Genomic DNA, 24,130 nt, shown 5'->3' with positions numbered 1-24,130 from the left:
ATGAGGGACGATACCGTCCGCAATGGCCGGAATCGTCCCCTTTGCGAGTTACTGCTTGTATCCGGCGGGTTGCATGTCCGGAGGATAAAGCCCCGCATCCTTGATGGTAGAAATTACGCTTTGCACCAGTTCCGTTGGTACGGACTTGCTGAACTCCAGAGGAACCGCATGCGCAGCATCCATCCAGCGACGCAATTCTTGCGGAGAAAGCTCAATAATTTCCATGCCCAACTCACTCTTCAGGCGTACAATGAAGTCTTTTTCATTGGCACGGCTTTTGGCCCGTTCAAAGACGATTGCCTCCTTCATGACTGTTTTGATCAGTTCTTGATCATCTGGAGAAAGCGCATCCCAAAATCGCTTGGAAATGAGCACCAGATGCGGAGTGTAAAAATGTCGGCTCAAGGTCAAATGACGGGTAATTTCCGAAAAACGCCAGAACCAGCCCAAGTTGAGATCCACGTCAATGCCATCGATTGTCTTTTGCTGCAGGGCCGTATAGACCTCGCCCCATGCCATGGGCGTGGGGCTCATGCCCAACGAGCGCAAAATGGCGATATGGGCCTTGGATGGGGTAGCACGAATCTTCAACCCCTTGTTATCCTCCAGCGAACGCACCGGCCGAATGCTGAAAACGTTCCGGAAGCCCAACTCCATATAGCCCAACCCGAGGCAACCGTTCTTTTCCAGCCCTGCGGCCAGACGGGTTCCGACAGGACCGTCCAAAACGAGATCTGCCGCTTCATAGCTGGGGATCAGATACGGCATGTCAAAAAGCATCAGATGGGGATTGAACTGCGAAAAATTGCTGGTTGATTCAGCCCCGATCTGAAGGACACCCATTTGCAGCCCTTGAACGATAGATTCCGGATTGCCGAATTTTCCGGAGTCGATGAGCTCCACTTTGAATGCCCCCTTGGAACGGGACTCCATTTCTTTTTTGAACAAAGCAAAAGCCTGTCCTTGCGGATGGTCGGGAAAGTTGGAAAAGGCTATCTTGATCACCTTGGGAGCGGCCTGAACCGTTGGACAAAGAGACGCGGCAGCCAATCCGATCAAGCACAAGGCAGAGATGATACCGAAAATCCGTTTCATGCTCGACTCCTTTGTTTTTACCGTGATACCAATTGACATCTCCCGCCATTCATCTGTCAATTTTGCCAAGTTGCCCATGCCACAGACTTTTTTGGCTATGCCTCCTCAGCAAAAGTCACTACAGAAAAAACTATCAGTCTGTTATCTTGTAGGCTCCCAACTGCCCCAAGGCGATGCTGGCGGGGCTTACGACTTCGGAATCAATCATGACATTGACGCAAGCCACTGTACGGCTCTCAAAAGCCGCCTCCAGGGCCGCGCGGATATCCTGTGGGCGCTCTACATGGAAGCCCTTGCCTCCGGCGGCTTCCACCATCTTGTGATAAGGCGTAAATCCGAGCCAGCTTACAGAGTCCAGAGAGTAGCCCAAGCGCAGTTGCTGGCTGTGCCGGATCATGCCCCAGCTTTGGTCATTGGCAACTACCACAACCAAGGACAGCCCCTTGCGCAGAGCCGTTGTCACCTCCATGAAGTTGAAACCAAAAGAGCCGTCACCGGTCACCAGCATGACCCGACTGTCCGGATAAACCAGGCGAGCCGCAATTGCATCTGCAATACCACCGCCTATGCACCAGTACTGGCCATGATCCAGAAGCCTGTACGGAGTACGCACCGTACGGCCCACATGCACCCAAGTCAGGGCATCGCCACCATCACCCAGCACCACATCATCATCGCGGTCCATGAACTGGTCTATCTCGTAGACCAGGCGCTGGGGATGAATGGGCAGGCTTGGGCTGGTCATGGCAGGCAACATTTCTGCGGCGCAACGTGCTTTTTCCGCACGCAGATTTTCTACCCAAGCGGTATAGCGATGGGTTAAACCACCTGCTCCCCCACCAGAAAGCCCAAGGGCATCCAAACGACTGTTGAGCAGATCCAGAAAAGCGCGCACATCACTGATCACAGGCACATTGATAGCCCTGTTGCGCCCCGGCTCTTCACCGGCGATATCCACCTGAACCAGTTTGGCATTTCTGTTGTATGCGGACCCGAAAAAATGATTGAGGCTGATGCGGTTTCCCAGAATCAGGGCCAAGTCTGTTTCTGCAAAGGCTTTTTTGGCCGTCAGGGGACGATGCGGTCCAGCCAGGCCAAAACAGAGAGGATGCAAGTCCGAAATCAAACCGCGCCCCATATTGCAGGTAAATGCGGGAACGCCACTTTTTTCCACAAACTCCTGCAATTCCTTGCCGGCTCTGGCATATCCAGCCCCGCTGCCTGCAATGAGAATGGGCCTCTCTGCCTCGCGAAGAAGAGCAATCGTTTTCTCTACTCCATGCACATCTACAGGCCGTGAATCCAGGATCGTCTTGTGCCATGCGCAGTGCCCGCCGGGCATGGCCCTCCCCAGCACATCACAGGGCAATTCCAGAAAAACCGGTCCAGGACGTCCAGCCAAAGTCATACGAAAGGCTGTTTCCACATATTCGGCGACACGCTCTGTCTGGGTGCAGACGTAGGCAGCTTTGACAATGGGAGCGGCAATGGCGGCTTGGGGCGCATCCTGAAGGTCCATTTTATCCCGGTAATCCATCCCCGATGCCCCTGCAATGACCAGTAGGGGCGTGCAGTTGGTAGCAGCCTGTTGCAGAGGTGAGATACAGTTGGTGAATCCAGGCCCGGCCGTGAGCATGGCGACACCGGGCTTGCCCGTCATGCGGGCATAGGCGTCAGCCATGAACGTAGCCGCTTGCTCGTGTCGCGTATCCACGAGGCGAACCGGGCTCTTTTCGAGAATTTGGTGGATGTGGTTGAGATGTCCGCCGGTGAGGGTAAATACAAATTCCACGCCCAGATCAATCAAGGCACGGGCAGCGGCTTCGCCTCCGTTGGCAGCTTGCATGGTTTTCTCCTTATGCTGGAAGGGGACAGAACACGATTTCTCAAAAACCGTCTACCGTCACTGACAGCAAGGAGCATGCCTGGAGATCCCTCTCAAAATATTTATCTATATTACATTGAAATAATTCATCTCCACAAAAGGACACCCCTCACGGCCATAAAACATAACGCAAAGAAATCTTATCATTTGTTCATATCAAGTGTAACAAAAACCTTACAGTCAGGTCACATTTTCTTTGGTGCCCTGCCACGTTATTCTGTATTTTTTCAGCTTGGTGTACAAAGTGACACGCGAGATGCCCAACTGCCGGGCTGTCGACGTGATATTGCCCATGTTCTCCCTCAGGGCAGTTGCCAAAAAACAGGCCTCTTGGCTGCCAAGCCATGCGGCAAGACTTTGATTGCGTTGCTGCGAAAAAAGGGGACGCTCCGAGGTCTGGCCGCCCCCCCTGATATCGGAAGGCAGATCTCCCACATCGATACAATCGCCGCTCTGATGCAGAGCAGCATGTACTAGCGCGTTGAACAACTGCCGCACGTTGCCCGGCCAGGCATACGCTTCCAGAGTTTTTACAGCTTGTTCCGTAAAATCCGATGCAGTGCAGCCGATCTTTGAAAGAATGTGTCTGGCAAGGGGCAGGATATCCTCGGTACGGGCGCACAGAGGAGGCAGGCGAATCGCCAGGGTGCTGATGCGGTAGTACAGATCCTCACGGAAGGCCCCCTGGGCTATCATTTCCTGGAGGTCACGATTGGTGGCTGTAATCAGGCGAAAATCCACTGCCCTGCCCGAAATGTCGCCCAGCCTGACGATACGCTTTTCTTCCAGCACGCGCAGCAGTTTGACTTGGGCATGTAGTGGAATATCCCCTATTTCATCCAGAAAAAGCGTACCTGCATTGGCCAGTTCCATCTGACCGACTTTTCCTTCTTTGCGCGCATCCGAGAACGCTCCCGGGGCATATCCAAAAAGTTCAGCTTCAAAAAGCTCCTTGGGAATGGCCGCGCAGTTGATGCTGATAAAAGGACCATCTGCCCGACCACTGCGCGCATGCAGAGCGTGGGCCGCCAATTCCTTGCCTGTACCGGTCTTTCCCAGAATCAGCACAGGATGAACATCATTGGCATAATTCAGGATAAGTTTTTTCACCTCGCGGATGGGGACACTGTCACCAATAATGCTTTCAACATCGTAGTATGCCTTGTGCTCTGGCCTCAAACTGCGGTTATAGCTGTTCCTCTTTTTGGCCAAAAAATCTATTTTACGGTTCAGCTCACGCAGTTCTTCAGGATCTGTAAACAGAATATGTGACACCATTCCGATAACTGTTCCATAGTCATCGCGTACCGGGATTCTGTTAACCACAAACTTGTAAGTGTCACCAAAAAGCGGCAATGTACAAAGATCTCCCAGTTCCTGTCGGCCGCTTTTGATGACTCGCGGGGCTCGTGTCAGAGGATTCAAGTCCGGCAGGGGGCGGCCCAAAATACTTTTGACGTCACCCCCCAGCAAAGATGCATAACATTTGTTGATCTTGCGAACAATAAATTCGGCATCACAATACAGGACACCTTCAGGAAGAGCGTCCAGCGTATCCTGATAAAGCCGTTCGGAATTGCTCCACTCCTTTGACATATCTACCCCGCTGTTTGGCACAGAATATTGCGGCCCCTATGCGCTGAATTCGCACAAGATCACTGATGTACAGCAGAAGCAGCACAGTTTACCGAACAAACAGAGCACAGAAAAAATGGATACTCGAGAAGTGGCAAAAACCAGCCCTCCCAAAAACACGCTGCTCCCTTTTCCGAATATAGCAAAGTTTTTATTTTATGCTCTTTTGCTCCACACCCTCTTTCGCCTGTGGCGTCATGGCGCGCATGTCACGCAAGGTGCGGGCCTTGCACACAAGTTCCGGGCGGTATTCAAAATGCATGAGATCGTATTCATGCCATTTACCGCCCCAGATAAAGCCTTCGCGTTCAAAAGCCTCCACAATGGCTGAGGGATAGATTTTCTGCATGGGGTGCGGGCGCAGCGGGTTCCAACGCCAATAGGTGGCCAGGTGGGGGCTGATATCAAAGGCAATACCAAAGGCGTGCGGGCTCAGACGCTGCTCCCCGGCGATACGCCGCCAGGTAAATCCGCCGTCTATCACAAGCAGGGGCACAAGCTCCGGCTGAAGGGCGATCATTTCCCGCAGGGAGGCATCAGCCCTGCGCATGGCCTGTGCCGCCTGTCGGCTCAAATGCACAGGACGCCCCAACAGGAATGCCTGTTCCAGCCCTTCCCCTACTGTAGCGGGACTGTGACCGTACAAAGCCTGCAAAAGGTCGTGGGAGCGCCGCCTCCCCGGAGAAAATCCCAACGGAGTGTCCGGGCGTTCGGGCTCCAACGGATAGATATCGGCCATGCTGGTGCGCACATCCACCACCCAGGCAGCTTCCGGCCCCGCAGGCGCAGGAGCGTCCCACGCCCGCGCGTAGAGTACCCGTTGGCCGTTCTCCAGAAGCAGCCACTGCCCTTGCGCATCTTCCACGAGTCCTGTCACGGAGGGATAGGAAAGGCGTAGACAATACAGATCCAGACGGGTGGCAGCAGGTTCGACACCCAGCCCCCCTCCTCCCTCAAGGTCCCGGGCAAGGGCAGAAGCAGACACCAACAAAAAACAGACAAGCAACAGGCGCATAGTCGCAACCTACCCGTGCTGCACAGGTCAATGCAAGGCAAAAATGGTGGCAGAGAACTTATTGAGCGCCACTGGCGAAAGCAGAGGCCTGCATCTTGATATTCAGGGCTTTCATGATGCGGAACACAGTGTCAAAGCGGGGCTTGGCGCCGGGACGCAGAGCCTTGTAGAGGCTTTCCCTGTTCAAACCCGCATCCTCCGCCAGTTTTGCCATCCCCCTGGCGCGAGCAATATCACCCAGAGCCGCAACCAGCAGGTCAGGGTCGCTCTCCTCCATAACAGCAGAAAAATAGGCCGCTATGGCATCTTCATTGTCCAGGTAATCCGCAATATCAAATTTGGTGAATTTCACAGGAGCGCCTTCCTTTCTTTTGCCAAGGCAATGGCAACCTCAATGTCTTTTTGCTGGCTGGATTTGTCACCACCGGCCAGAAGAATATACACGCGATCCCCATCCTGCATAAAGTACATACGATACCCCTTCCCCGTATGCACACGCATTTCGGAAACGCCACCTCCGACAGACTTGCAGTCGCCGAAGTTTCCCAACTCAGCACGACGAATCCTTGCCAAGATACGGAACTTGGCCTGCATGTCTTCCAGGCGTGCCAGCCAACTAACGAACAATTCGGACTGGAGGATTGTGTTCACAAGCACAAAAGTAGCCAATCGGATACAGATGTCAAGATTATTTTCCTTTTGATATGCCTGCGCTTTGCAAGAAGCGCGATCTCTGGCAGGTCGTGTAAAGATCCCTTGTCACAATCACGCTGCATTGCGGGTAAAAACACGCGTACCATACGCAGAGCAAAATCCAGAACGACCCCATGGACTGCCCAGGGCTGTTTTCCAAACAGAAAAAGGGCGAAGGTAGTACCCTTCGCCCCTCTGGTCAAAGCGATTTGCACACAGTTTTATACATGCCCAAATCGCAATCCCAAGAAATCTGGCGTCACCAACGGGATTTGAACCCGTCTTAACGGCTTGAGAGGCCGCCGTCCTAACCGGATAGACGATGGTGACGCAAGTCAGGCGGCTTCTGCCGCCGATTTTGATGTATACGGGCAGAGCTTCCGCTTGTCAAGCCCGGAAGACGTGTGGAGACATTCACCTTTGTGATGATTTTCTGAAAAATTCGTTTTGAATTTCTTATTGTTGGAACGCAGATTTCATTGGAAGCGTGAAACTCTCAGCCTTGTGCGCGGGCAGGGGCATCCCGGCCGCCCTGCCGTGCTCGCCGGGCGCAAGCTTGTGCCGCACGAAAAGCGCCAGTGTGAACAAGATCTGGCCCCGGAAAACCCCATGTGTGCCGGGCATGCCCGCCCTACTCCGGTTCCGGCGCATCCACATGGCGCATGGCAATAGAGACAAACTGCTCCTGAATTTCCTCAAAGGCGTCAATGGTGTCAGGGCAAAATTGCGTTCCCCTGCCTTCCAGAATGATGCCCGCCGCTGTTTCGTGCGACATGGGCGGCTTGTAGACCCGGCGACTGCGCAAGGCATCATACACATCGGCCACGCTCATGAGCCGGGCGGACAGGGGAATTTCACTCCCCTTCAGGCCGCGCGGATAGCCCTTGCCGTCCCAGCGTTCATGGTGACAGTATGCAATGTCGCCAGCAACACGCAGAAAGGAGTTTTCCCCGAGCAGCGTGTCGGCGGAGGTCAGTATGGCATGCCCGTGAGCGGCATGCTCCTTCATGATGGTATATTCCTCGTCCGTGAGCGAACCCGGCTTGCGCAGAATGGAATCGGGAATGGCCACCTTGCCGACATCGTGCAACGGAGCCGACAGATACAGCCAGAAGATGGCATTGTCGTCCAGTTCCGGTTTGTACTGGGGCAGGCGCGCCAGATGCATGGCAAGCGCCTTGACATAATTTTGCGTGCGCTTGATATGGCCGCCGGTTTCCGGATCCCGCCATTCCGCCAGGGAGCCCATGGCATGGATGGTCGCCTCCTGCGTCAGGGCCAACTGGCGCGTACGCTCGTGCACCAGTTCGTTGAGGTGATCCTGATAGCGTTTGTACTGAAGCTGGTTTTCGACCCGGTTGCGAACCAGCGATGCGCGGAACGGCTTTGTGATATAGTCCTGAGCGCCCAGAGAAAGCCCCCTGGCTTCGTCAGTCTCTTCATTCTGGGCGGTGATGAACATGACGGGGATGCCACGCGTCTGCTCATTTTCCTTCAAACGTCGGCAGACTTCATAGCCGTCCATATCGGGCATGATCACATCCAGCAGGATGAGATCCGGGCACGGCTGCTGCGTGGCCAGACGCAGCGCATCGAGCCCGTTTTTGGCAAACATGATGGTATAGCTGTCGCGCAGGCATTCGCTGAGAATATACAGGTTTTCCGGCGCATCATCCACAATCAGTATGCGGCTGCGCCGGGGGGAGTCGGTATTCACGATGCTCTCCGGATAAGGGTGGGAAGCAGTTCTCCAAGGCGGACGCACATGCGCAGCAACATGCGGTTTTGGGCGCGCACAAGCTCCTCATGGGTATTGCGGGCCGTTGCCTCACTGTCGGCGTAAATGCCCCTTCCCAAAAGTTTCTCATGCCTGCCGCGCAGTGTCCAGCGCACTTCCAGAACGGCCTGCTCCCCCAAAATTCCTTCAAAGCGCTGCACGTCAAGCGCCAGAACGTATTCGCTGTCGCTGTCGTCACCCGGTGCAGGCGTATTGATGCCAACGGGCAGCAGCAGGGGGGCAAGGGCCTCCTGAACAGTGCGACGGATCCCGTCCGCCACAGGCTCCGCCCAGACATGAAACTCGGCCACCACAATTTCCGCAGAGTCGGGCATACGGCTGACAATGCCGGAACGATCCAGATAGCCGGGCACATTCACCTGCCCCACGCGCAGATTTTTTGCGGGCAGGGCATCCGTTTTCACGCCCTGCGGGGAGGTCTGAAAAAGATAGTACTGCGTGGGAGTGCTTCTTCCGCACGCCCCCAGCGCAAAGAGCAGGAGCAACAGCAGAAAATATCGTGGCATTATCGGTATCCTCGTTTTCCCTTGAGCAAGGCTTCCGGATTGCGTTCAAGCATGTCGGCCAGAGCGCGCAGAGACCGCATGGCCTCCGTACTTTCCTTCAACAGCCGCCGCAATTCGTTGCCAGCAGACGCATCCCGGCCCAGCACAGCCTGTGCGGAAGCTGCCGTTGCCTTCAACTGATCGGCGGCAGCGGCCATCCGCTGCATGGCATCCCGAAAGGCATTCAGGGTTTCCGGCAATTCCCTGCCCATGGCCGCACTCGCAACCGCCAGATGCTGCGCGGTCTGCGCCGCTGTGGTGCGCAGGGTTTCGCTTTTCACTATCGCGCGCGCCTCTTCAAAAGTTTCCCGAAAGGCGGCAATAGCCTCACCCAGACTGTTGTCCTGCAGGGCCTGCCCCACGTTTTGCAAAATCAGGGACAAAGAATCGACCATCTGCTCCAGGGGCAGATGGGCCAGCGTTGTCTGCAGGGTGTCAATGGGCGACGGAATGGTCGGAATTTCCATGTCCGGCGTTGCCGAGCGAAAATTGGCGGGCGATCCGGCATAAAAATCCAGCTCCACCCGGTACTGCCCCGTGATCAGGCTCTGCAATTGCAGGCGGGCGCGCAACCCCCGCTGGATCATACGCTGTATGATCTCGCGCTGCTGCTCCTCGGAAAGATCGGTATATCCCCCCGACTTTACAAAACTGCGGTCGTCAATACGGATATACACGGGAATGGTCACGTTGGAATCCCGCGAGTTGGCCACAAGGCTGATGCGGCTGACGCTGCCCATGGGCACACCGCGAAACACCACCGGCGCACCCGTGGAAAGCCCGCTCACGGAACCGTCAAAATACAGCACATATTCCAGCGCATTGCTGAACAGACGCCCGCTGCCGAGCAGCGCCACGCCCAAGGCCAGAAGCGCAATGCCGCCCAAGGCAAATGCGCCCACAGCGGTTTTGTATTTTTTTGCCATCATTGCTGTTCCTTGTGCCGCTCCGGAGACGGCGTGTCTGCCCTGTCGCTCTCTCCCCTGGTCAAAAAGCGCAGGGCGCTCGGAGCCGTTGAAGTATCCCGGACGAGTTCCGCAGGCTTGCCGCGCGCGGCAACGGTGCGCGTCCGGGCGTCAAGGAAAATGCTGTCGCTGGCGATGGAAAAAATGCTGGCAAGCTCGTGCGACACAATGACAAATGTGGTGTTCAGACTGTCGCGCAATTCGAGAATGAGGTCGTCCAGCAGGCGGGAGCTCACAGGGTCCAGCCCCGCCGAAGGCTCGTCCAGAAAAAGGATTTTCGGGTCCAGCGCCAGCGCCCGCGCCAGTCCGGCCCGCTTGCGCATGCCCCCGCTGATTTCGGAGGGATAATAATTTTCAAACCCGGCAAGCCCTGCCAGCGCAAGCTTGAGGGAAGCCTGCTCGCGGATTTCGTCCTCCTCCAGATCCGTATACTGCTGCAAGGGCAGTCCCACATTTTCCGCCAGGGTCATGGAACTCCACAATGCGCCGTTCTGAAAAAGAACACCTGTGCGGCGCGTCAGGCGTTGCCGCTCTTCCTCGCCGCTGTTCCAGAAATCCGTTCCGTCCTGAAAAACCCGCCCTTTCTGCGGAGGTTTGAGCCCCATCAACACACGCAGGAGAGTGCTTTTGCCGCAGCCGGATCCGCCCATGATCAAAAAAATGTCTCCGGTACGCACCTCAAAGCTCACATCCTGCATGAGCACGCGCGAACCGTAGCCCACGGCAAGGTCGCAGACCCTGATGCAGGCATCGCCGCCCTTGCCTGGTTCTTGCGCAGAAAATGCACGGGGCATGTCACACATCCAGCGCATTGCAGATAATGGTTATCACGGCTGTGGCCACAATAATGCCCACAATGGAATGCACCACAGCCGTTGTCGTGGCCTGCCCCACGGCCTGGGCGCTCCGCCCGCAACGCATGCCCTGATAACAGCCCGCCACGCCGACGATGATCCCGAACACCACACCGTACACCAGACCAATGAGCACATGGGTGAAAGAAACCATCTCGATGGTGGCGTTGATATATTCCATGGGGTTGAGCCGGAGCATGGCAACGCCCACCAGAAAGCCTCCCAGAACCCCCATCATGTCCGCATACAGCGTGAGCAGGGGGATCATGACAGCCAAAGCCAGAACGCGCGGCAGAACAAGAAATTCCGCAGGAGAAATGCCCAGGGTGGACAGGGCGTCCACCTCTTCGTTGACCTGCATGGCGCCGATAAGAGCGGCATAGGCGGCCCCCACCCTGCCGGCCATCACAACGCCCACCATCACGGCCCCCATGACGCGCAGCATGCCGATGCCCACAAGGCCCGCCACATAGATCTGCGCGCCGAACTGGGTCAACTGCACCGCGCCCACAAAGGCAAGAATAAGCCCGAACAACAGGCTGGTCAGGGAGATGATGGGCAGGGCCTGCCCTCCGCACTGATGCATGGCCGCCAGCAGATCCTGACTGCGCATATTGGCCCGCCCGGCAAAAAGCCTCCCTGCGGAAACCACAATCTCGCCCAGAAAATGCAAAAGGTCACTGACTTTGGGCACCAGTGCCAGCACCCGCTCCCCTGTCCGGGCCAAAAGCCCTTCTTCTTCCTGCTGGCGGGGGTTGCCTCCTCTGGCGGGAACGGCAAAGGCCAGATCAAGCATGCGCTCCACACCCGCGGGCAGGCAGCGGTGCACCAGAGCCTCCCGTGCCTGGGCGGCCTTGATGGTCTGCACCAGAAAGACAAGAAGGCTGCTGTCCCAGGATTCCAGATCCGCGCATTCGAGACGCACCTCGCGAATATCCGGATTCCGCACATTGGCAAGAACCGCAGCCGCTTCCTGTGTGCGGGGCTGGCTCATATTCCAGCAACCGCCGATGCGGATGTACAGGCATGCCTCATGAACAGAGGCTGTCACTTGCCGACTTGTTTCCATACCTATAGTAGTATACGGATAGCACTGCCTTTCGGCAAGCGGCAGCGTGTCCGCCCGTTTCTTTTCACACCGGAGGCTCTGCGAAATGTCGCTCAAGAACAGACTCAACCTTTCCGGCGATCCCGTTTTTCTGATAGACGGCAGTGCCTTTATCTATCGCGGTTTCTTCGCTGGCAGAAACATGCAGCGTTCGGACGGCTTCCCCACCAGCGCCATTGTTGTGGTGACCCGCATTCTCCTGCGGATTCTGCGCAACGAACGCCCTCGCCATGTCCTGTTTGTCAAGGACGGAAAAGGGAAAAATTTCCGCCACGAGCTCTACCCCCTGTACAAGGCCAACAGGGACGCTACCCCGGAAGACCTTGTCCGGCAGATGGAACCTGTCATGCGCATGGCGCGCGCTCTGGGCGTGGCCGTCGAGGTTTCCGAAGGCTGCGAGGCTGACGATTGCATCGCGTCCCTGGCTGAGCGCTTCCGCAAGGAGCACCCTGTGGTTATCGTCAGCGGCGACAAGGATCTCCAGCAGTGTCTGAACCACAACGTCTACATGTGGGACCCGGCCACAGGAGAAGAAAAAATATGCTCAGCCGCTGCCTTTGCCGCCGAAAAGGGCGTTCCCCCCGACCGCTGGCCGGACATGCAGGCCGTTATCGGCGATACGAGCGACAATATCCCCGGCGTGCCGGGCATCGGCCCCAAGACGGCGAAAAAAATTTTCGAAATCTGCCCCAGCCTCGAGGACATCCGGGATCGCTTTTCCGCTTTGCCCCCAAAAATTCAGGACAAATTGCGGGATCATCTGAAAAGCATCTTCCTCTGGCGCAGGCTGACCACGCTTTCGCGCGACTTCTGCGCCCATCTGCGCCTGGAAGACCTTTGTGTGCGTCCGGCAGACGCAGAGGAATGCCGCGCCCTGGCCAGAGAATTTGAGCTTCATGCGCTGTGGCGCGACATGGAGGGGCTCATACGCCAACAGTCCGCAGACACTGCAGCGGAAAACCCCGCGCAAGCCGCTCCCCCAGCGCCGCACGGCATGCGCGAAGCCCCCCGGACAGGGACAGCCGTGCAGTCCAGCCTGCTGGATCTGCCCGCGCAGAGTGCCGTACAGGCAGTGCGCGATGCCGCCCAGTTGCCCGACTGTCACGGCCTGAATGTTGCCCTGCTCCCGGCCGACAACGGTTCACGCGGATTTCATGTGGCCGTGCAGGGAAAAAACAGTCTGCTCTGGGGGGGGAGCACAGAAGAGCTTTGCCGCTGGGCGGGCTCCGCACAACGGGTGGTCACGCCGGATCTCAAGGCGCTGCTGGTAACGGATGCCTGCTGGCAAAACCTGCTCCGCCAGAGCGCCCCCGCCTTTTTCTTTGATCTGGGCCTGGCCGCCTACATTCTGAATCCCGAAGAAAGCGACTACGGCTGGCCCCGCCTGGCCGTGCGCTGGAGGAGGCAAGCCCCGGAAACAGAAAGAGGAGCAGCGGCCGCCCTGCCCATGATGGCCGCACTGGAAGAGCGCCTCGCGGCGGACGGCCTGCTGGAGTTGTATCAAAATCTGGAACTGCCCCTTGTGCCCGTTCTGGCGGAGATGGAAAAACAGGGCGTGGGCATTGACGCCGCGGCCTTCAGGACGTTTCTGGACGAAGTGCAGGCAGAGCTGGATCGCCTGACCCATGTTGTGCATACCATTGCCGGAAAACCCTTCAATATCCGTTCGGCGCAGCAACTGGGGGAAATCCTGTACACTGCCCTGCAACTGCCCTCGCCGCGCAAAACAAAAGGGGGGCAGGCATCCACCAGCCAGGAAACCCTCGAAAAACTGGCAGGGCAACACGCCATCATCGAAAACATATTGCAATTTCGCAAACTTGAAAAAATGCGCTCCACATACCTTGCCCCTCTGCCGCGCATCATAGACGCCCGGGGCCGCATCCACACCACCTTCAACCAGAAGGCCACAGCCACCGGACGGCTTTCTTCCAGCAATCCCAACCTGCAGAACATCCCCGTGCGCGGCCCGCTGGGCAAACGCATGCGCTCATGCTTTGTGGCGGGCAAAGAGCATCTTTTTGTCTCCGCCGACTACTCGCAGGTGGAATTGCGCGTTCTGGCGCACATGTCCCGTGACGCGGCGCTGCTTGCCGCCTTTCGTGACGGAGAGGACATCCACACCCGCACAGCGGCGCTTGTCTATGACGTGCCCCCGGACGCCGTCAGCGCGGATCAGCGCCGCAATGCGAAAACCATCAATTTCGGGCTGATCTACGGTATGGGCGCGCAAAAGCTGGCACAGGAACTGAAAATTCCCGGCAGCGAGGCCAGGGAATTCATTGCCCGGTATTTTGCGCGCCTTTCCGGCCTGAAAGCGTTTTACGAATCTGTGGAAAACAGCGCCAGAGAGCAGGGATATGTGACGACATTGGGGGGCCGCAGGCGTCACCTGCCGGACATTCTCTCGGCCAACGGGCAGTCCCAGGCCCTTGCCCGCCGCCAGGCCATCAATACGGTCATTCAAGGCTCCGCGGCAGACATCATCAAGCTCGCCATGCTGGCCGTGGCGCACGATGCGCACATCAAAAGCCTGGGAGCGCGCATCATTTTGCAGGTTCACGACGAACTTTTGCTGGAAACCCCGGCCAACACGGCCAGGGAAGTCGGAATGCGGGTGGCGGAACTGATGGAAAGCGTGCGTCCCGGCGGAGAAAAGCTTCTTGTGCCGCTGGCTGTGGACTGGGGCACAGGCCCGGACTGGGGGGCTGCCCACTGATCCGAAGCCGTTGCGGGCAGTCACTGCCGCGCAGCGCGCGTGAAAAACGGCCTTTCCCCGAGCTTTGCGGCAAGCATGCTGACAGCAAACCAGCAGCAGGCCACAAGAATGACCGTGGCCCCACAGGCTGTGGCCAGCCACGGCTGGGCGGAGAGGATCAGGCCCAGAAAGGCGGAACTGACGCTCACCAGCAGTGCCCACCAAAAGACCCCGCCGCCCGTGCGGGAAAAGTTTCTGGCGGCTGCGGCCGGCACAATGAGCATGGCCGTGACCAGAAGCACCCCGACGGTCTGCACGGAAAACATGACCACCAGCGCCAGCAACCCGGAAAAAACATATTGCCAGAAGGCCACCCGTATGCCGTGCACCCGCGCCATGACCGGATTGAGGGCAATGTACAGAAGACGGTTGTACCCCGCGACCTGAAACAGCAGCAAAACAACGAAAAGAATCGCCAGAAAGAGGATATCGTACTCTGTGAGGGTCAGAATATCCCCGTAGAGAAAACGCTGCATATCGCGGGCAATGCCGTCCATCCGGCTGACCGCCGCAAGCCCGAAAGCCACCACGGCGGAAAAGGCGATGCCGATGACCGTATCGGCCGAAAGCCCGCTCCTGCGCCCCATGGCCGTAATCGCCACGCCCATCAGGATGGCGAAAAGCAGCATGGTGGCATCCGGCGGAGCGGAAAGCATCAGGCCCAGCGCCACTCCGGCAAATGCCGAATGCCCTATGGCGTCCGAAAAGAAAGCCATACGCAAATTCACCACATGCACGCCCAGAACCGCCGTCATGGGGGTGAGCAAGAGCAGTCCCAGCAGAGCCTGCTGCATGAAACGCGCCTGCAGACAGTCCAGCGGCAACAAGGAGATTGCGGCATACAACGGGGAAAAATCAGGCATCCGTGCTCCCTGGCATTGTGTCGGAGGTATGGCGTTCTCTGGCAAAATCCCCCCTTTCCAGCACTTCTGCCGTCATGCAGACGGCGCCGCACTGGGGGCATCCGGATTCTTCGGAAAAACACTGGTCAGGATAGAGGTGAATGGGAACGCCAAAGAGTTTCAGCAGCCGGTCGGCGGTGAGGGTCTGCTGCGGAGGGCCCTGGGCCTGAACCCGTTGGTCAAGGCAGATCACGTGCGACGCATGGTGCGCTGTCAACGGTAAGTTGTGGCTGACCATGATCTGCGTGAACCCCTGCCGGATTCTGGCTTCTGCAAGAATTTCCCACAACAGCCGCTCCCCTGAAACATCCACTCCGGCCGCCGGTTCGTCCAGCACCAGCAGGCGGGGCTGCCGCCCCAGAGCCGCGGCCAGCAGAACCCTGCGCAACTCGCCTCCGGAAAGCGCGCACATCTGCCGCCCTCCCAGATCTTCGGCCTGCACAAGGGCCAGAAGGCGGCGCGCCTCGTCACGCACGGCAGAGGATGTTCCCAGCCAGAGCGGACGGCGGACGCAGCCCAGCGCCAGAAAGTCCTCAACACTCAGGGGCAGGCCGCGATCCAGCGCCAGGGACTGCGGAACATAGGCAATGCTGTCCCGGCAGTCCTCCCCCTGAAAACGTATGCTCCCGGAAAAAGGCACTTCGCCGATGAGGCAGAGCAGCAGGCTGGTCTTGCCAGCCCCGTTGGGGCCGACAACAACGGTATTGCCGCCAGCGGGAACGGCGGCGCAAACGTCTTCCAGTACCGGACGCCCGCCCCGCGCCGCGCTCACATGCTCAAAGCAGATTGAAGGGCCGATGGCGGAATTATTTGCCAAAATACTTCTCGAGGGCTTCACAGTTTTTGAGCATCACCTGCTCATAATATCCGGGATCGGCATCGGCCGGCCCCGAAGCCACAGGGTCAAGCTGCAACACGGGCACGCCGGTTTCGGCGGAAAGAGCGCGCACAGCCTTGTCCGAATATTGCGGCTCGCTGACAATGACAGCCGGTTTGTCCTGCCGGAGGCGGCGCGTCAACTCCAGTATGCGCGCCGCAGAAGGCTGGACATGCTCGTTCTCCTGAATGGCCGCTATCACATGCAATCCGGCATCCCTGAAAAGATAGGCGGCCGTATCGTGCAGCAGAACAACTTTTTTGTTGGCAGCGCCAGCACCGAGAGCGGCCAATCTGTGCCCGATGGCTTCCAGCCGCAGCGCATAGGCCTCTGCGGCACGCGCATACTCCTCCGCTCCCTGGGGATCCAGTTCGCCGAGAGAACGCGCGATATGGCGCACAATCCACGCGGCCTGACGCGGGCTGGAAAAGGCGTGCGGGTTCACCGCGCCATGGGAGTGGTTGCACTGCTCCCCATGATCGTGGTGATGCCCCTCCCCGTGGGCATGGTCATGCCCGTCCTCCTGCGCAGCAAGCGGCTGTATGCCCACACTGCTGTCAATGAGAGGAATATGGCGATCCATGGCCCGCAGGGCCTTGTCCATAAAATCTTCCATGCCCAGGCCGTTGGCAACGATGACGCTGGCTGCGGACAATTTTTTCATGTCCCCGGTGGTCAGGGCATAGTCATGCGGGCAACCCGCCTGCGCGGGGATGAGCAAATCCACACGCACGCCGGGCCTGCCCTGGGCAACAGCGCTGGTCAGAAGATATATGGGAAAAGTTGTCGCAACCACATGGAGCCCCGAAGGCGCGGCAAGGCACGGCGAGGGCAGGGACAGGATGCCGGTTGCCACGACACTCAAGAACAGCAACAGGCATCTGCCTGCGGACAACAAAAATTTTCTGGTACTGCGCATGATTTTTCCCTGATATCTTGTGCGTTGTTTTTTCCTGCTGCACATGGCCACGCCACTTTTTTCAGGAGAGAAAGGCAAACCTGCCCCTGCTCAGCCGGATGCCCCGCAACAGCAGAGTCAGCACGGCCCCTCCCAGAGCGCACTGCCAGTTTTCCAGAGCGCCCCAGGCAACCAGTGCCAGAGCCAGCATGCCCCCCAAAGCCGCTGCGGTGGCATAGCTCTCCTCTTCCACCACCATGGCCACATCTCCCAGAGCCACATCACGCACGAGGCCGCCAGCCAGAGCGGACACCAGGCTCAACACAAGACAGCCCGCAGCGGACATTCCCAGGGCAGCGCCGGAAACGGCAGCCACGCCGCCCGCCAGAGCCAGCCCCGCCCCGTCAAGCCAGTAAAAAGCCAGGCGCGCATGCCGCCAGCGCCCCGCCAGGGCTCCCACACCGCCCCCCGCGACCGCCAAAGCGAGATATGCCCCGTTGTGCAACGCGGAAAGGGCAAAACCCGCCAGCAGATCGCGCACAAGCGAAGCGGCCAGACCGGACAATACCCCCAGCGATGCCGCGCCGCTGAAGTGCGCCCCGCCTGCAAAGGCCCGGCAGGATGTGGCTGCGGCCAGCGCAAGGCCGGCCGCAAGATCAAGCATGACAATGGGTTGACAAGAAAGCATGGTTATTTGGCATAGCCCACGGCCCGCCGCTCACGGATAACCGTAACACGGATCTGGCCGGGGTATGTCAGATTTTTCTCAATTTTTTCAGAGATATCCTTGCAAAGGATATAGGTGCTGTCGTCATCAACCATATCGGAATTTACCATGACCCGGATTTCACGCCCGGCCTGGATGGCATAGGCCTTGCCCACACCGTCAAAGCTGGTGGCAATGCCCTCAAGGTCTTCCAGACGTTTGACATAGTTTTCCAGCAGTTCCTTGCGCGCTCCGGGGCGCGCCCCGGAAATGGAGTCAGCGGCCTGCACCAGAACGGCCAGGGCGGTGGAGGGCCGCTGGTCTTCGTGGTGGGCTGCGATGGCGTGGATTATTTCACTGTTTTCATGGTATTTTTTGGCAATGTCCGCGCCGATGAGCGCGTGCGGCCCTTCCACCTCGTGATCAACCGCCTTGCCGATATCGTGCAGCAAACCGGCGCGTTTGGCCTTTTTCACGTCCATGCCCAGTTCTGCCGCCATCATGCCGCACAGGGCAGCCACTTCCAGCGAGTGCTGCAATACGTTCTGGGTAAAGGAAGTTCTGTAACGCAACTGCCCGAGCAGCCTGACAATTTCGGGGTTGATGCCGTGCACGCCAGCGTCAAAGGTCGCCTGCTCGCCCACTTCGCGCACCTGGGCATCAAGCTCCTGCTCACATTTCTGCACAATGTCCTCAATGCGCGCAGGGTGTATGCGGCCGTCCTGGATAAGGCGCTCCAGAGCCATCTTGGCCACCTGCCGCCGCAAGGGGCTGTAGGCGGAAAGAATGACGGTCTCCGGTGTATCGTCAATGATGAGGTCAACGCCCGTTGCGGCTTCGAGCGCGCGGATATTGCGGCCTTCACGCCCGATGATGCGTCCCTTCATGTCCTCGCTGGGCAGGGTGACAGCAGTGACCGTCTGTTCGTTCACATAGTCACCGGCATACCGCTGGATGACGTTACACAGAATTTCCTTGGCCTTTCTGTCGGCGGTTTCGCGGGCCTCTGTTTCGATCTGGCGGATCATGCGCGCCGCTTCATGCCGCGTTTTTGCCTCAATCTCCTGAAAAAGCTTCTCTTTCGCCTCTTCTGCCGTGAAACCGGCTATCTTTGCGAGGCAAAGCTCCTGCTCGTCAATGCGCGTTTGCAAAAACAGCTCCGACTCGGCCAGTTGACGCTCCTTGCGCGACAATTCCTTTTCTGACGCCAGCAATTCGTGCTCTCTGGCCGTGGCCTTTTCCAGCTTTTCTTCAAGACGGCCGCCCAGTTCGTCCAGTTTGCGTTCTCTTGCCTTGACCTCGCGCTCCCTTTCCTTGAATTCGCCTTCAAGCTCGCGCTTCTGGTGAAACAGATCGTCCTGCCCTTGCAGGAGGATTTCCTTTTTCTGCGCCTGCGCTTCCTTGCGCGCCTCCTCCACAATACGCCGGGCCAGTTCCTCGGCATCTCCCACGCGCCTGGTTGCGGAACGCTTGTGCACAAAAATCCCCAGCACAAGGCCCGACAAAGCCGCGGCAAACAGCGCGGCAATCAACAGCGGATCCATATATCCAGCCACTCCTTTCTCAATACGGAGGGCATCGCAAGGCGACGCCCTTCCGGCGAACGCCGACACCGCGCGGGTGTCGCGGCAAAATTGCCCAAAGGGGCTGCTGTGGCCGGGCCGGATGCGGAAGGCGGCAAAAAGCCGATGACGTGCAACGGAAAAACCATCGGTGGCCGAGGCCGAAAGGCCCGGCAGGGATACGCGAATCCCCGGAACGTCGTGTCGTGATGCGGTGCAGAACCTGGATTTCCAGGTCGGGATCTGTATGCCCTGATCAGGCTTCCCGAAAAAATCCGGGCATGCACACAGAGGACAGGAACGATTCCCTTGTATATGCTTGTCAGGCCAGCACCGAAACAAAATCACGGGCGTTCCAGGGAACGCACGCCTACACCGAACTCTCTATCCGTGCAAGTATGGCGTTGAGGCGATTTTTCGCCTCCGCCATCTCTTTTTGCAACTGCAGCAAATCATCCGCCAGCCCAAGAGCCATGAAGGTCAGCAGAATATCCTTTGTCTGTCCTTTCGGGAATCGCAGCATCTGCTCATGAAAGCGTTCCTCGACCAAGTGTACGGCTTCTTCCACGCGCCGCATGTCGACGCTGGCCTTGAAGTCGATGCTCAGGCCAAGAACCATGAGATTAGTCGTATGCTGGTCCACAAAAGCTACTCAATGCTGTCGTGTTCCTCAATTTTTCGCAAGAGGGCATCAATGCGCCTGCGGGCTTCGGCCCGCAACTGCCCTTCTTTTTCCAGATCAAGCGTCAGTCTGCGGTTTTCCGCCGCAAGGGCGGTTTTTTCTTCTTGCAGGGCGAAAATCTGCGCATCCAGATACGCATATCCCTCTTTCAGGCGGCGGAGCTCATCCAGAAGAGCCGCGACCTGCGATTCGAGCCGCCCCAAAACGTCCATGCGGCATACCGTAGCACCGCAGAAAGCAGTTGGCAAGAATGGAGTCGCGGGCGGCCCTTACCCCTTTTTTCTCGGCAGGTTCTTCTGTCTGCTCCGGGCAATGGCCAGATCCCCGGAAGGCACGTCTTTGGTGACAACGGACCCCGCGCCCACCAATGCCTCGTCGCCAACGCAGACCGGAGCGACCAGAGCCGTATTGCTGCCGATAAAGGCCTCCCGCCCTATTTTGGTCTGGTATTTGTGCCTGCCGTCATAATTGCAGGTGATTGTTCCTGCCCCGATGTTGGCTTTCTCGCCCACAACCGTATCGCCGAGATAGGCAAGGTGGTTGGCCTTGGCCCCTCTGCCCAGGTGCGCCTTCTTCAGTTCCACAAAATTGCCCACCCGGCTCTGCTCTTCCAGCACGGCGCCGGGCCGCAGGCGCGCATACGGCCCCACAAGGGCTTCTCCGCCCACAGACGCGCCTTCAAGGTGGGAGAAGGGGCGGATCTGCGCTCCGGCCGCAAGCACACAGTCGCAGACAATGCAGTGCGATGCCACGGAGGTTCCGCGCGCAATTTCGGTTTTTCCGCAAATTTCGCACGGGCCGGAAAGCTCTGCGCCCGGCTCCACACGTGCCAGCGGGCCAACGCGCACCTGCTCCGGAGCGTGGATCATGACACCCTTCTCCAGAAGATCATCCACAATTCTGCGGCGCAGCATTTCTTCTGCCTGCGCCAGTTCGCGGGGAGAGTTCACTCCCAGAAGATTCTGATCCCCGCCGCACCGGACGCCGGATACGGCAAGCCCTTCGGCCACCGCCAGAGCCACAAGATCCGTGATATAATATTCTCCGCTCCTGTTGTCGTTGGTCAGGCGCGGCAAAAGAGCTTTCACCGCAGGCAGGGAAAGAAAATACATGCCCGCATTCACTTCACGGGAAACCGGGCCGTGCAGCGACGGATCGTATTCCTTCGCCTCCACAATGGCGATGCTGCCGTCAGCATGCCGCACAACCCTGCCGTACGCTCCGGGATCATCCAGTTCAATGGCGGCGAAAGCCAGATCCTGCCCGGCGGATTCGGCCAGAAAACGCCGCACCACGCCCTCGGACAGCAGGGGGGTATCGCCGTTGACCACAAGAACATGCGTGCAGCCCGCCTGCTCAAGCGCCGGGAGGGCCTGCATCAGGGCATGCCCTGTGCCCAGTTGTTGTTCCTGCGACACAAAACGCGCATCGGGAAAGGCCGCCCGCACCATTTCGGCCTTGTGCCCCACAACAATCCAGACATCCTGGGCAAAGACCGGCCGCAGGGCTTCCAGCACACAGGCCAGCATGGGTTCGCCCAGCAGGGACTGCAGGACTTTCGGTTTGTCAGAATGCATGCGCGTTCCCTTGCCTGCCGCCAGAACCAGAGCCGCATTTTTTTGCATGAGATCTCCCCCGGAGCATCCCGGTTTTTATTTTTTTACTTTCCGCAGGGATTTTCCCTGGGCGCAACTGTATGCCCAAGCCGCCTTCGCAAAAAACAGATGCAGGCAGCGCCCTGCGCTACGCCGACGGCCCGCCCGCCATGCCGCCCGCCATGCCGCCAGACACGCGGCACAGGCTTTCGGGGATGCCGGGCACAGCCAGAGAGGCCAAAAGCGTATTGCAGTGACGCCGCAGGTCTCCGCTGTCGCGCGCGGCAAATTGCGGGAAAAGGTCTTCCAGAATTCGGGCGGCCTCAAGAGCGCCGGGCGTGAGGTCGGCGCGGATTTCCCGGCAGACCATGCAGGCGCGGGCAGCATACAATCCCTGCAAGCGCCGCATGTCGGGATCTCTTGTTGCCAGCAAGTCCCTGTGCTCAAGGGCCGCGTGCACGGCCGCGGCAAAGAGATCCTGCATTTTTTGCCGCAGGGACGCATTGAAGGTGATGTTCAAGGCCACACCAGCACACCCGCAGGCCAGGGCCAGCCAGGCCGCCAGTTTTTCATGCTCCGCCGCCAGGCGCGAGGTTTGCAGCAGATCAAAGGCAAGACTGTGGATCACGACCTCGTGCATCCACATGTGCGGCCTGTTGTGCGTGACGTTTACGCCGTGTTTGCGGTAGATCACAAGCCCTTCGGGGCAAACCCCCGCACGAAAGCCCAGGCTGAAACAGCGCAGCCAGTATTCATAGTCCGCACAGCCCTTGAGGGACGTGTTGAAAAGACCTGTTTGCCGCGCGACTTCACTTCTGATCATGAAGCAGTGCACGGGGGCCACATTGGCATTGCAGACATGGATATGCCCGTGGCTCCGCATCAGGGGCCACAAGCGGTTCTCGCCCACGGCTCCATCGGTAAAAATATCAAGGCAACGGCAGACGGACAGTCCCAGATCCGGCTGCTCCTCAAACACCCGCAGATGCCGGGCCAACACCCCCTCGGTCAAAAGGTCATCGGCATCCAGAAAGACAAGAAAATCGCCGCGCGCCCGCGCCAAAGCCTCATTGCGCGCGGCGGACTCCCCCCCGCACTCCTTGCGCCGCACATACACAATATCGTCGCCCAGTGACCGGGCAACAGCCTCGGTATTGTCCGTGGAGGCATCGTCCGCCACCACAACCTCCACATCAAGGCTGTCCGACTTCTGACGCAGGGCGCTGGCAACGGCTTCGGACAAAAAGCGCGCGTAATTGTGGGAAGGAATGAGAACGGAAACCAGCACAGGGGACGGCATACTCTCTCCTGAAAAGTCGGGGCACGCATGCGGAAAGCGCACTGGCCTTCCGGCATAACAGGCAGCATGCGCCAAGAGGCAATATAGACCAGGGCATCGTCTGTATCAAGGCATGCCGCGTCTTGCAGCCATGCCGCGCACAGGGTACATATCAGGACATGCAGACTCTTTCCGCAGGTTTTTGGGGTTGGCAATGGGCTTTCGCCGTTCTGGGCATCGGCGCGCAGGCAGCGGCCGCCATGCCCGTGATCACGGCATTGACACTGTGCATGGAGCGGCACGGGCAAAGCGCGTTGCGCATTCAGGGCGCGTATGCCCTGACGCGCCTCAATATCTGGCTTGCCTGTCTGGGGCCGCTGCTCGTTACGGGTGACGCGCTGCTGCTTTTGTCCGGTTCGGGCGGAACAGGGGCGCTTTGGGCCGCATCCCTGACAAACCCGGCGTTCCTGCCGTACACCACATCTGTGGCAAGCTGGCTTGCAGGCATATTCTGTCTGCTTCTGTATGCCCGAAAGCATTCCATACCGCCTCTTCCGCAGCGCACTGCCCAATGCGGCAAGGCCCGTACGGACGATGCGCTGCGCCATGCTCAGCCCGGCCTGCGCCAAAGTCTGGTTTTCGTCTGTCTGGCGGCCCTCTGCTTCTTCGCCGCGCGGGCGCTGCCGTACTGGCCTTTTGCCTCCCTGCCCCAGGGCATGGATTTTTCACGGGCGGCCACCGCTGTTCTGAGCGGCGCGGCGCACAATTTCTTTGCCGCCCTGTCGCCGGCCGGGGCCATTGCCCTGCTGGCGCTGCCTGTCGTGCGTTCCCTGCTCCCGCACACCCCTTCTGCCGGTGCCAATGAGCAAACTGCCGCCCGTTGGTGCGCGCTGTGGGCACTGGCAGGCTATGTTCCCCGCTGCCTGGACCGCTGGGGGGTGCTTTTGGGTTTTGCGCTGCGCGACGGCGCACTGCCGGACTGGCTGGCGCTCCAGGCGCTGGCGCAAACTTTTCTGACCCTGGCCATCGCCTGCTGGGGCATTTTGTTCGGGATGCGTGCTCCCCGCAGGCTGTACTGGCTCAACGGGCTGGCGCTGGGCCTGCTGGCCGCGCGGGAAAGTCTGCCCTTTCTGGCGCGGCTTTTCTGAACAGCCCTGGGGGACGCGCCTGAACGCGCAGCTAGATAGTGTCGTCAAACTATGAATAGTATGATAACACCTCTTCCTGCATGACAGGAGAAGCTATGCGCGCACATCGACGACATGATATTTGTGACAG

At 58.6% G+C, this 24,130-nt stretch carries 22 protein-coding genes, 1 tRNA gene and 1 other RNA gene; 2 read left to right on the top strand and 22 right to left on the bottom strand.

What is annotated here, in order from left to right; all coding sequences use genetic code 11:
- Positions 1–48: 48 nt before the first annotated feature.
- The 12 genes from EII23_RS08335 to EII23_RS08280 all read right to left on the bottom strand — a co-directional run bounded on the left by EII23_RS08335 (position 49) and on the right by EII23_RS08280 (position 11,536).
- Positions 49–1,095, bottom strand: coding sequence for a TRAP transporter substrate-binding protein (locus tag EII23_RS08335; RefSeq protein WP_124792938.1), 1,047 nt, complete (start codon positions 1,093–1,095; stop codon positions 49–51).
- Positions 1,096–1,228: 133 nt separating this feature from the next.
- Positions 1,229–2,941 (bottom strand): thiamine pyrophosphate-binding protein, encoded by a 1,713-nt coding sequence (locus EII23_RS08330; RefSeq protein WP_124792925.1) that lies wholly within the window; start codon positions 2,939–2,941, stop codon positions 1,229–1,231.
- 219 nt (positions 2,942–3,160) lie between these two features.
- Positions 3,161–4,597, bottom strand: a complete 1,437-nt coding sequence (locus EII23_RS08325; protein WP_260424654.1) for a sigma-54-dependent Fis family transcriptional regulator — start codon at positions 4,595–4,597, stop codon at positions 3,161–3,163.
- Positions 4,598–4,766: 169 nt separating this feature from the next.
- Positions 4,767–5,630: a M15 family metallopeptidase gene (locus tag EII23_RS08320; RefSeq protein ID WP_124792924.1), complete on the bottom strand. Its 864-nt coding sequence runs from the start codon at positions 5,628–5,630 to the stop codon at positions 4,767–4,769.
- A 58-nt stretch (positions 5,631–5,688) separates the two neighbouring features.
- Positions 5,689–5,982: an addiction module antidote protein gene (locus tag EII23_RS08315; RefSeq protein ID WP_124792923.1), complete on the bottom strand. Its 294-nt coding sequence runs from the start codon at positions 5,980–5,982 to the stop codon at positions 5,689–5,691.
- Positions 5,979–6,281, bottom strand: a complete 303-nt coding sequence (locus EII23_RS08310) for a type II toxin-antitoxin system RelE/ParE family toxin (RefSeq protein WP_124792936.1) — start codon at positions 6,279–6,281, stop codon at positions 5,979–5,981. Before EII23_RS08310 ends, EII23_RS08315 begins: the two co-directional genes overlap by 4 nt.
- Before the next feature lie 296 nt (positions 6,282–6,577).
- Positions 6,578–6,653: transfer RNA gene (locus EII23_RS08305), tRNA-Glu, on the bottom strand.
- Between the two features lie 301 nt (positions 6,654–6,954).
- Positions 6,955–8,040 (bottom strand): two-component system response regulator, encoded by a 1,086-nt coding sequence (locus EII23_RS08300; RefSeq protein WP_124792922.1) that lies wholly within the window; start codon positions 8,038–8,040, stop codon positions 6,955–6,957.
- The gene (locus EII23_RS08295; RefSeq protein WP_124792921.1) at positions 8,037–8,627 is read right to left on the bottom strand and encodes a membrane integrity-associated transporter subunit PqiC; all 591 of its coding nucleotides are present in this window, start codon (positions 8,625–8,627) and stop codon (positions 8,037–8,039) included. Before EII23_RS08295 ends, EII23_RS08300 begins: the two co-directional genes overlap by 4 nt.
- On the bottom strand, positions 8,627–9,595 hold the full coding sequence (locus EII23_RS08290; protein ID WP_124792920.1) for an MlaD family protein: 969 nt from the start codon (positions 9,593–9,595) through the stop codon (positions 8,627–8,629). Before EII23_RS08290 ends, EII23_RS08295 begins: the two co-directional genes overlap by 1 nt.
- A complete protein-coding gene (locus tag EII23_RS08285) occupies positions 9,592–10,425 on the bottom strand; it encodes an ATP-binding cassette domain-containing protein (RefSeq protein ID WP_185702341.1) in 834 nt (277 codons plus the stop codon). The genes EII23_RS08290 and EII23_RS08285 overlap by 4 nt, the downstream gene beginning before the upstream one ends.
- A gap of 1 nt (position 10,426) precedes the next feature.
- The gene (locus EII23_RS08280; protein WP_260424653.1) at positions 10,427–11,536 is read right to left on the bottom strand and encodes an ABC transporter permease; all 1,110 of its coding nucleotides are present in this window, start codon (positions 11,534–11,536) and stop codon (positions 10,427–10,429) included.
- Positions 11,537–11,639: 103 nt separating this feature from the next.
- Here EII23_RS08280 and polA point away from each other — a divergent pair, with 103 nt between their 5' ends.
- Positions 11,640–14,312: a DNA polymerase I gene (polA, locus tag EII23_RS08275; RefSeq protein WP_124792918.1), complete on the top strand. Its 2,673-nt coding sequence runs from the start codon at positions 11,640–11,642 to the stop codon at positions 14,310–14,312.
- 20 nt (positions 14,313–14,332) lie between these two features.
- Here polA and EII23_RS08270 read toward each other — a convergent pair whose 3' ends face one another.
- The 10 genes from EII23_RS08270 to EII23_RS08225 all read right to left on the bottom strand — a co-directional run bounded on the left by EII23_RS08270 (position 14,333) and on the right by EII23_RS08225 (position 22,873).
- A complete protein-coding gene (locus EII23_RS08270) occupies positions 14,333–15,214 on the bottom strand; it encodes a metal ABC transporter permease (RefSeq protein ID WP_124792917.1) in 882 nt (293 codons plus the stop codon).
- Positions 15,207–16,070 (bottom strand): metal ABC transporter ATP-binding protein, encoded by an 864-nt coding sequence (locus tag EII23_RS08265; RefSeq protein WP_124792916.1) that lies wholly within the window; start codon positions 16,068–16,070, stop codon positions 15,207–15,209. The genes EII23_RS08270 and EII23_RS08265 overlap by 8 nt, the downstream gene beginning before the upstream one ends.
- Positions 16,060–17,049: a metal ABC transporter solute-binding protein, Zn/Mn family gene (locus tag EII23_RS08260; protein ID WP_124792915.1), complete on the bottom strand. Its 990-nt coding sequence runs from the start codon at positions 17,047–17,049 to the stop codon at positions 16,060–16,062. The genes EII23_RS08265 and EII23_RS08260 overlap by 11 nt, the downstream gene beginning before the upstream one ends.
- A gap of 61 nt (positions 17,050–17,110) precedes the next feature.
- A complete protein-coding gene (locus tag EII23_RS08255; protein WP_124792914.1) occupies positions 17,111–17,716 on the bottom strand; it encodes a trimeric intracellular cation channel family protein in 606 nt (201 codons plus the stop codon).
- 2 nt (positions 17,717–17,718) lie between these two features.
- Positions 17,719–19,278, bottom strand: coding sequence for a ribonuclease Y (gene rny / locus EII23_RS08250; protein ID WP_124792913.1), 1,560 nt, complete (start codon positions 19,276–19,278; stop codon positions 17,719–17,721).
- 202 nt (positions 19,279–19,480) lie between these two features.
- A non-coding RNA gene (ssrS, locus tag EII23_RS08245) (6S RNA) lies at positions 19,481–19,661 on the bottom strand.
- 5 nt (positions 19,662–19,666) lie between these two features.
- Positions 19,667–19,939, bottom strand: coding sequence for a cell division protein ZapA (locus EII23_RS08240; RefSeq protein ID WP_260424652.1), 273 nt, complete (start codon positions 19,937–19,939; stop codon positions 19,667–19,669).
- 5 nt (positions 19,940–19,944) lie between these two features.
- Positions 19,945–20,190 (bottom strand): cell division protein ZapB, encoded by a 246-nt coding sequence (locus EII23_RS08235; protein ID WP_124792911.1) that lies wholly within the window; start codon positions 20,188–20,190, stop codon positions 19,945–19,947.
- A 57-nt stretch (positions 20,191–20,247) separates the two neighbouring features.
- Positions 20,248–21,603 (bottom strand): bifunctional UDP-N-acetylglucosamine diphosphorylase/glucosamine-1-phosphate N-acetyltransferase GlmU, encoded by a 1,356-nt coding sequence (gene glmU, locus EII23_RS08230; RefSeq protein WP_124792910.1) that lies wholly within the window; start codon positions 21,601–21,603, stop codon positions 20,248–20,250.
- 118 nt (positions 21,604–21,721) lie between these two features.
- Positions 21,722–22,873 carry a glycosyltransferase gene (locus EII23_RS08225; protein WP_124792909.1) on the bottom strand — a complete coding sequence of 384 codons (1,152 nt, stop codon included), beginning with the start codon at positions 22,871–22,873 and terminating at the stop codon, positions 21,722–21,724.
- A 158-nt stretch (positions 22,874–23,031) separates the two neighbouring features.
- On the opposite strand from EII23_RS08225, the gene EII23_RS08220 reads away from it, so the two are divergent.
- On the top strand, positions 23,032–24,000 hold the full coding sequence (locus tag EII23_RS08220) for a spidroin-2 (protein WP_124792908.1): 969 nt from the start codon (positions 23,032–23,034) through the stop codon (positions 23,998–24,000).
- Positions 24,001–24,130: the final 130 nt, after the last annotated feature.

This window comes from Desulfovibrio sp. OH1186_COT-070, from assembly GCF_003860215.1.
Taxonomy (GTDB): Bacteria; Desulfobacterota; Desulfovibrionia; order Desulfovibrionales; family Desulfovibrionaceae; genus Desulfovibrio.
The sequence above is the reverse complement of the archived record's forward strand: the minus strand, read 5'-3'. Positions and strand labels throughout refer to the sequence as shown.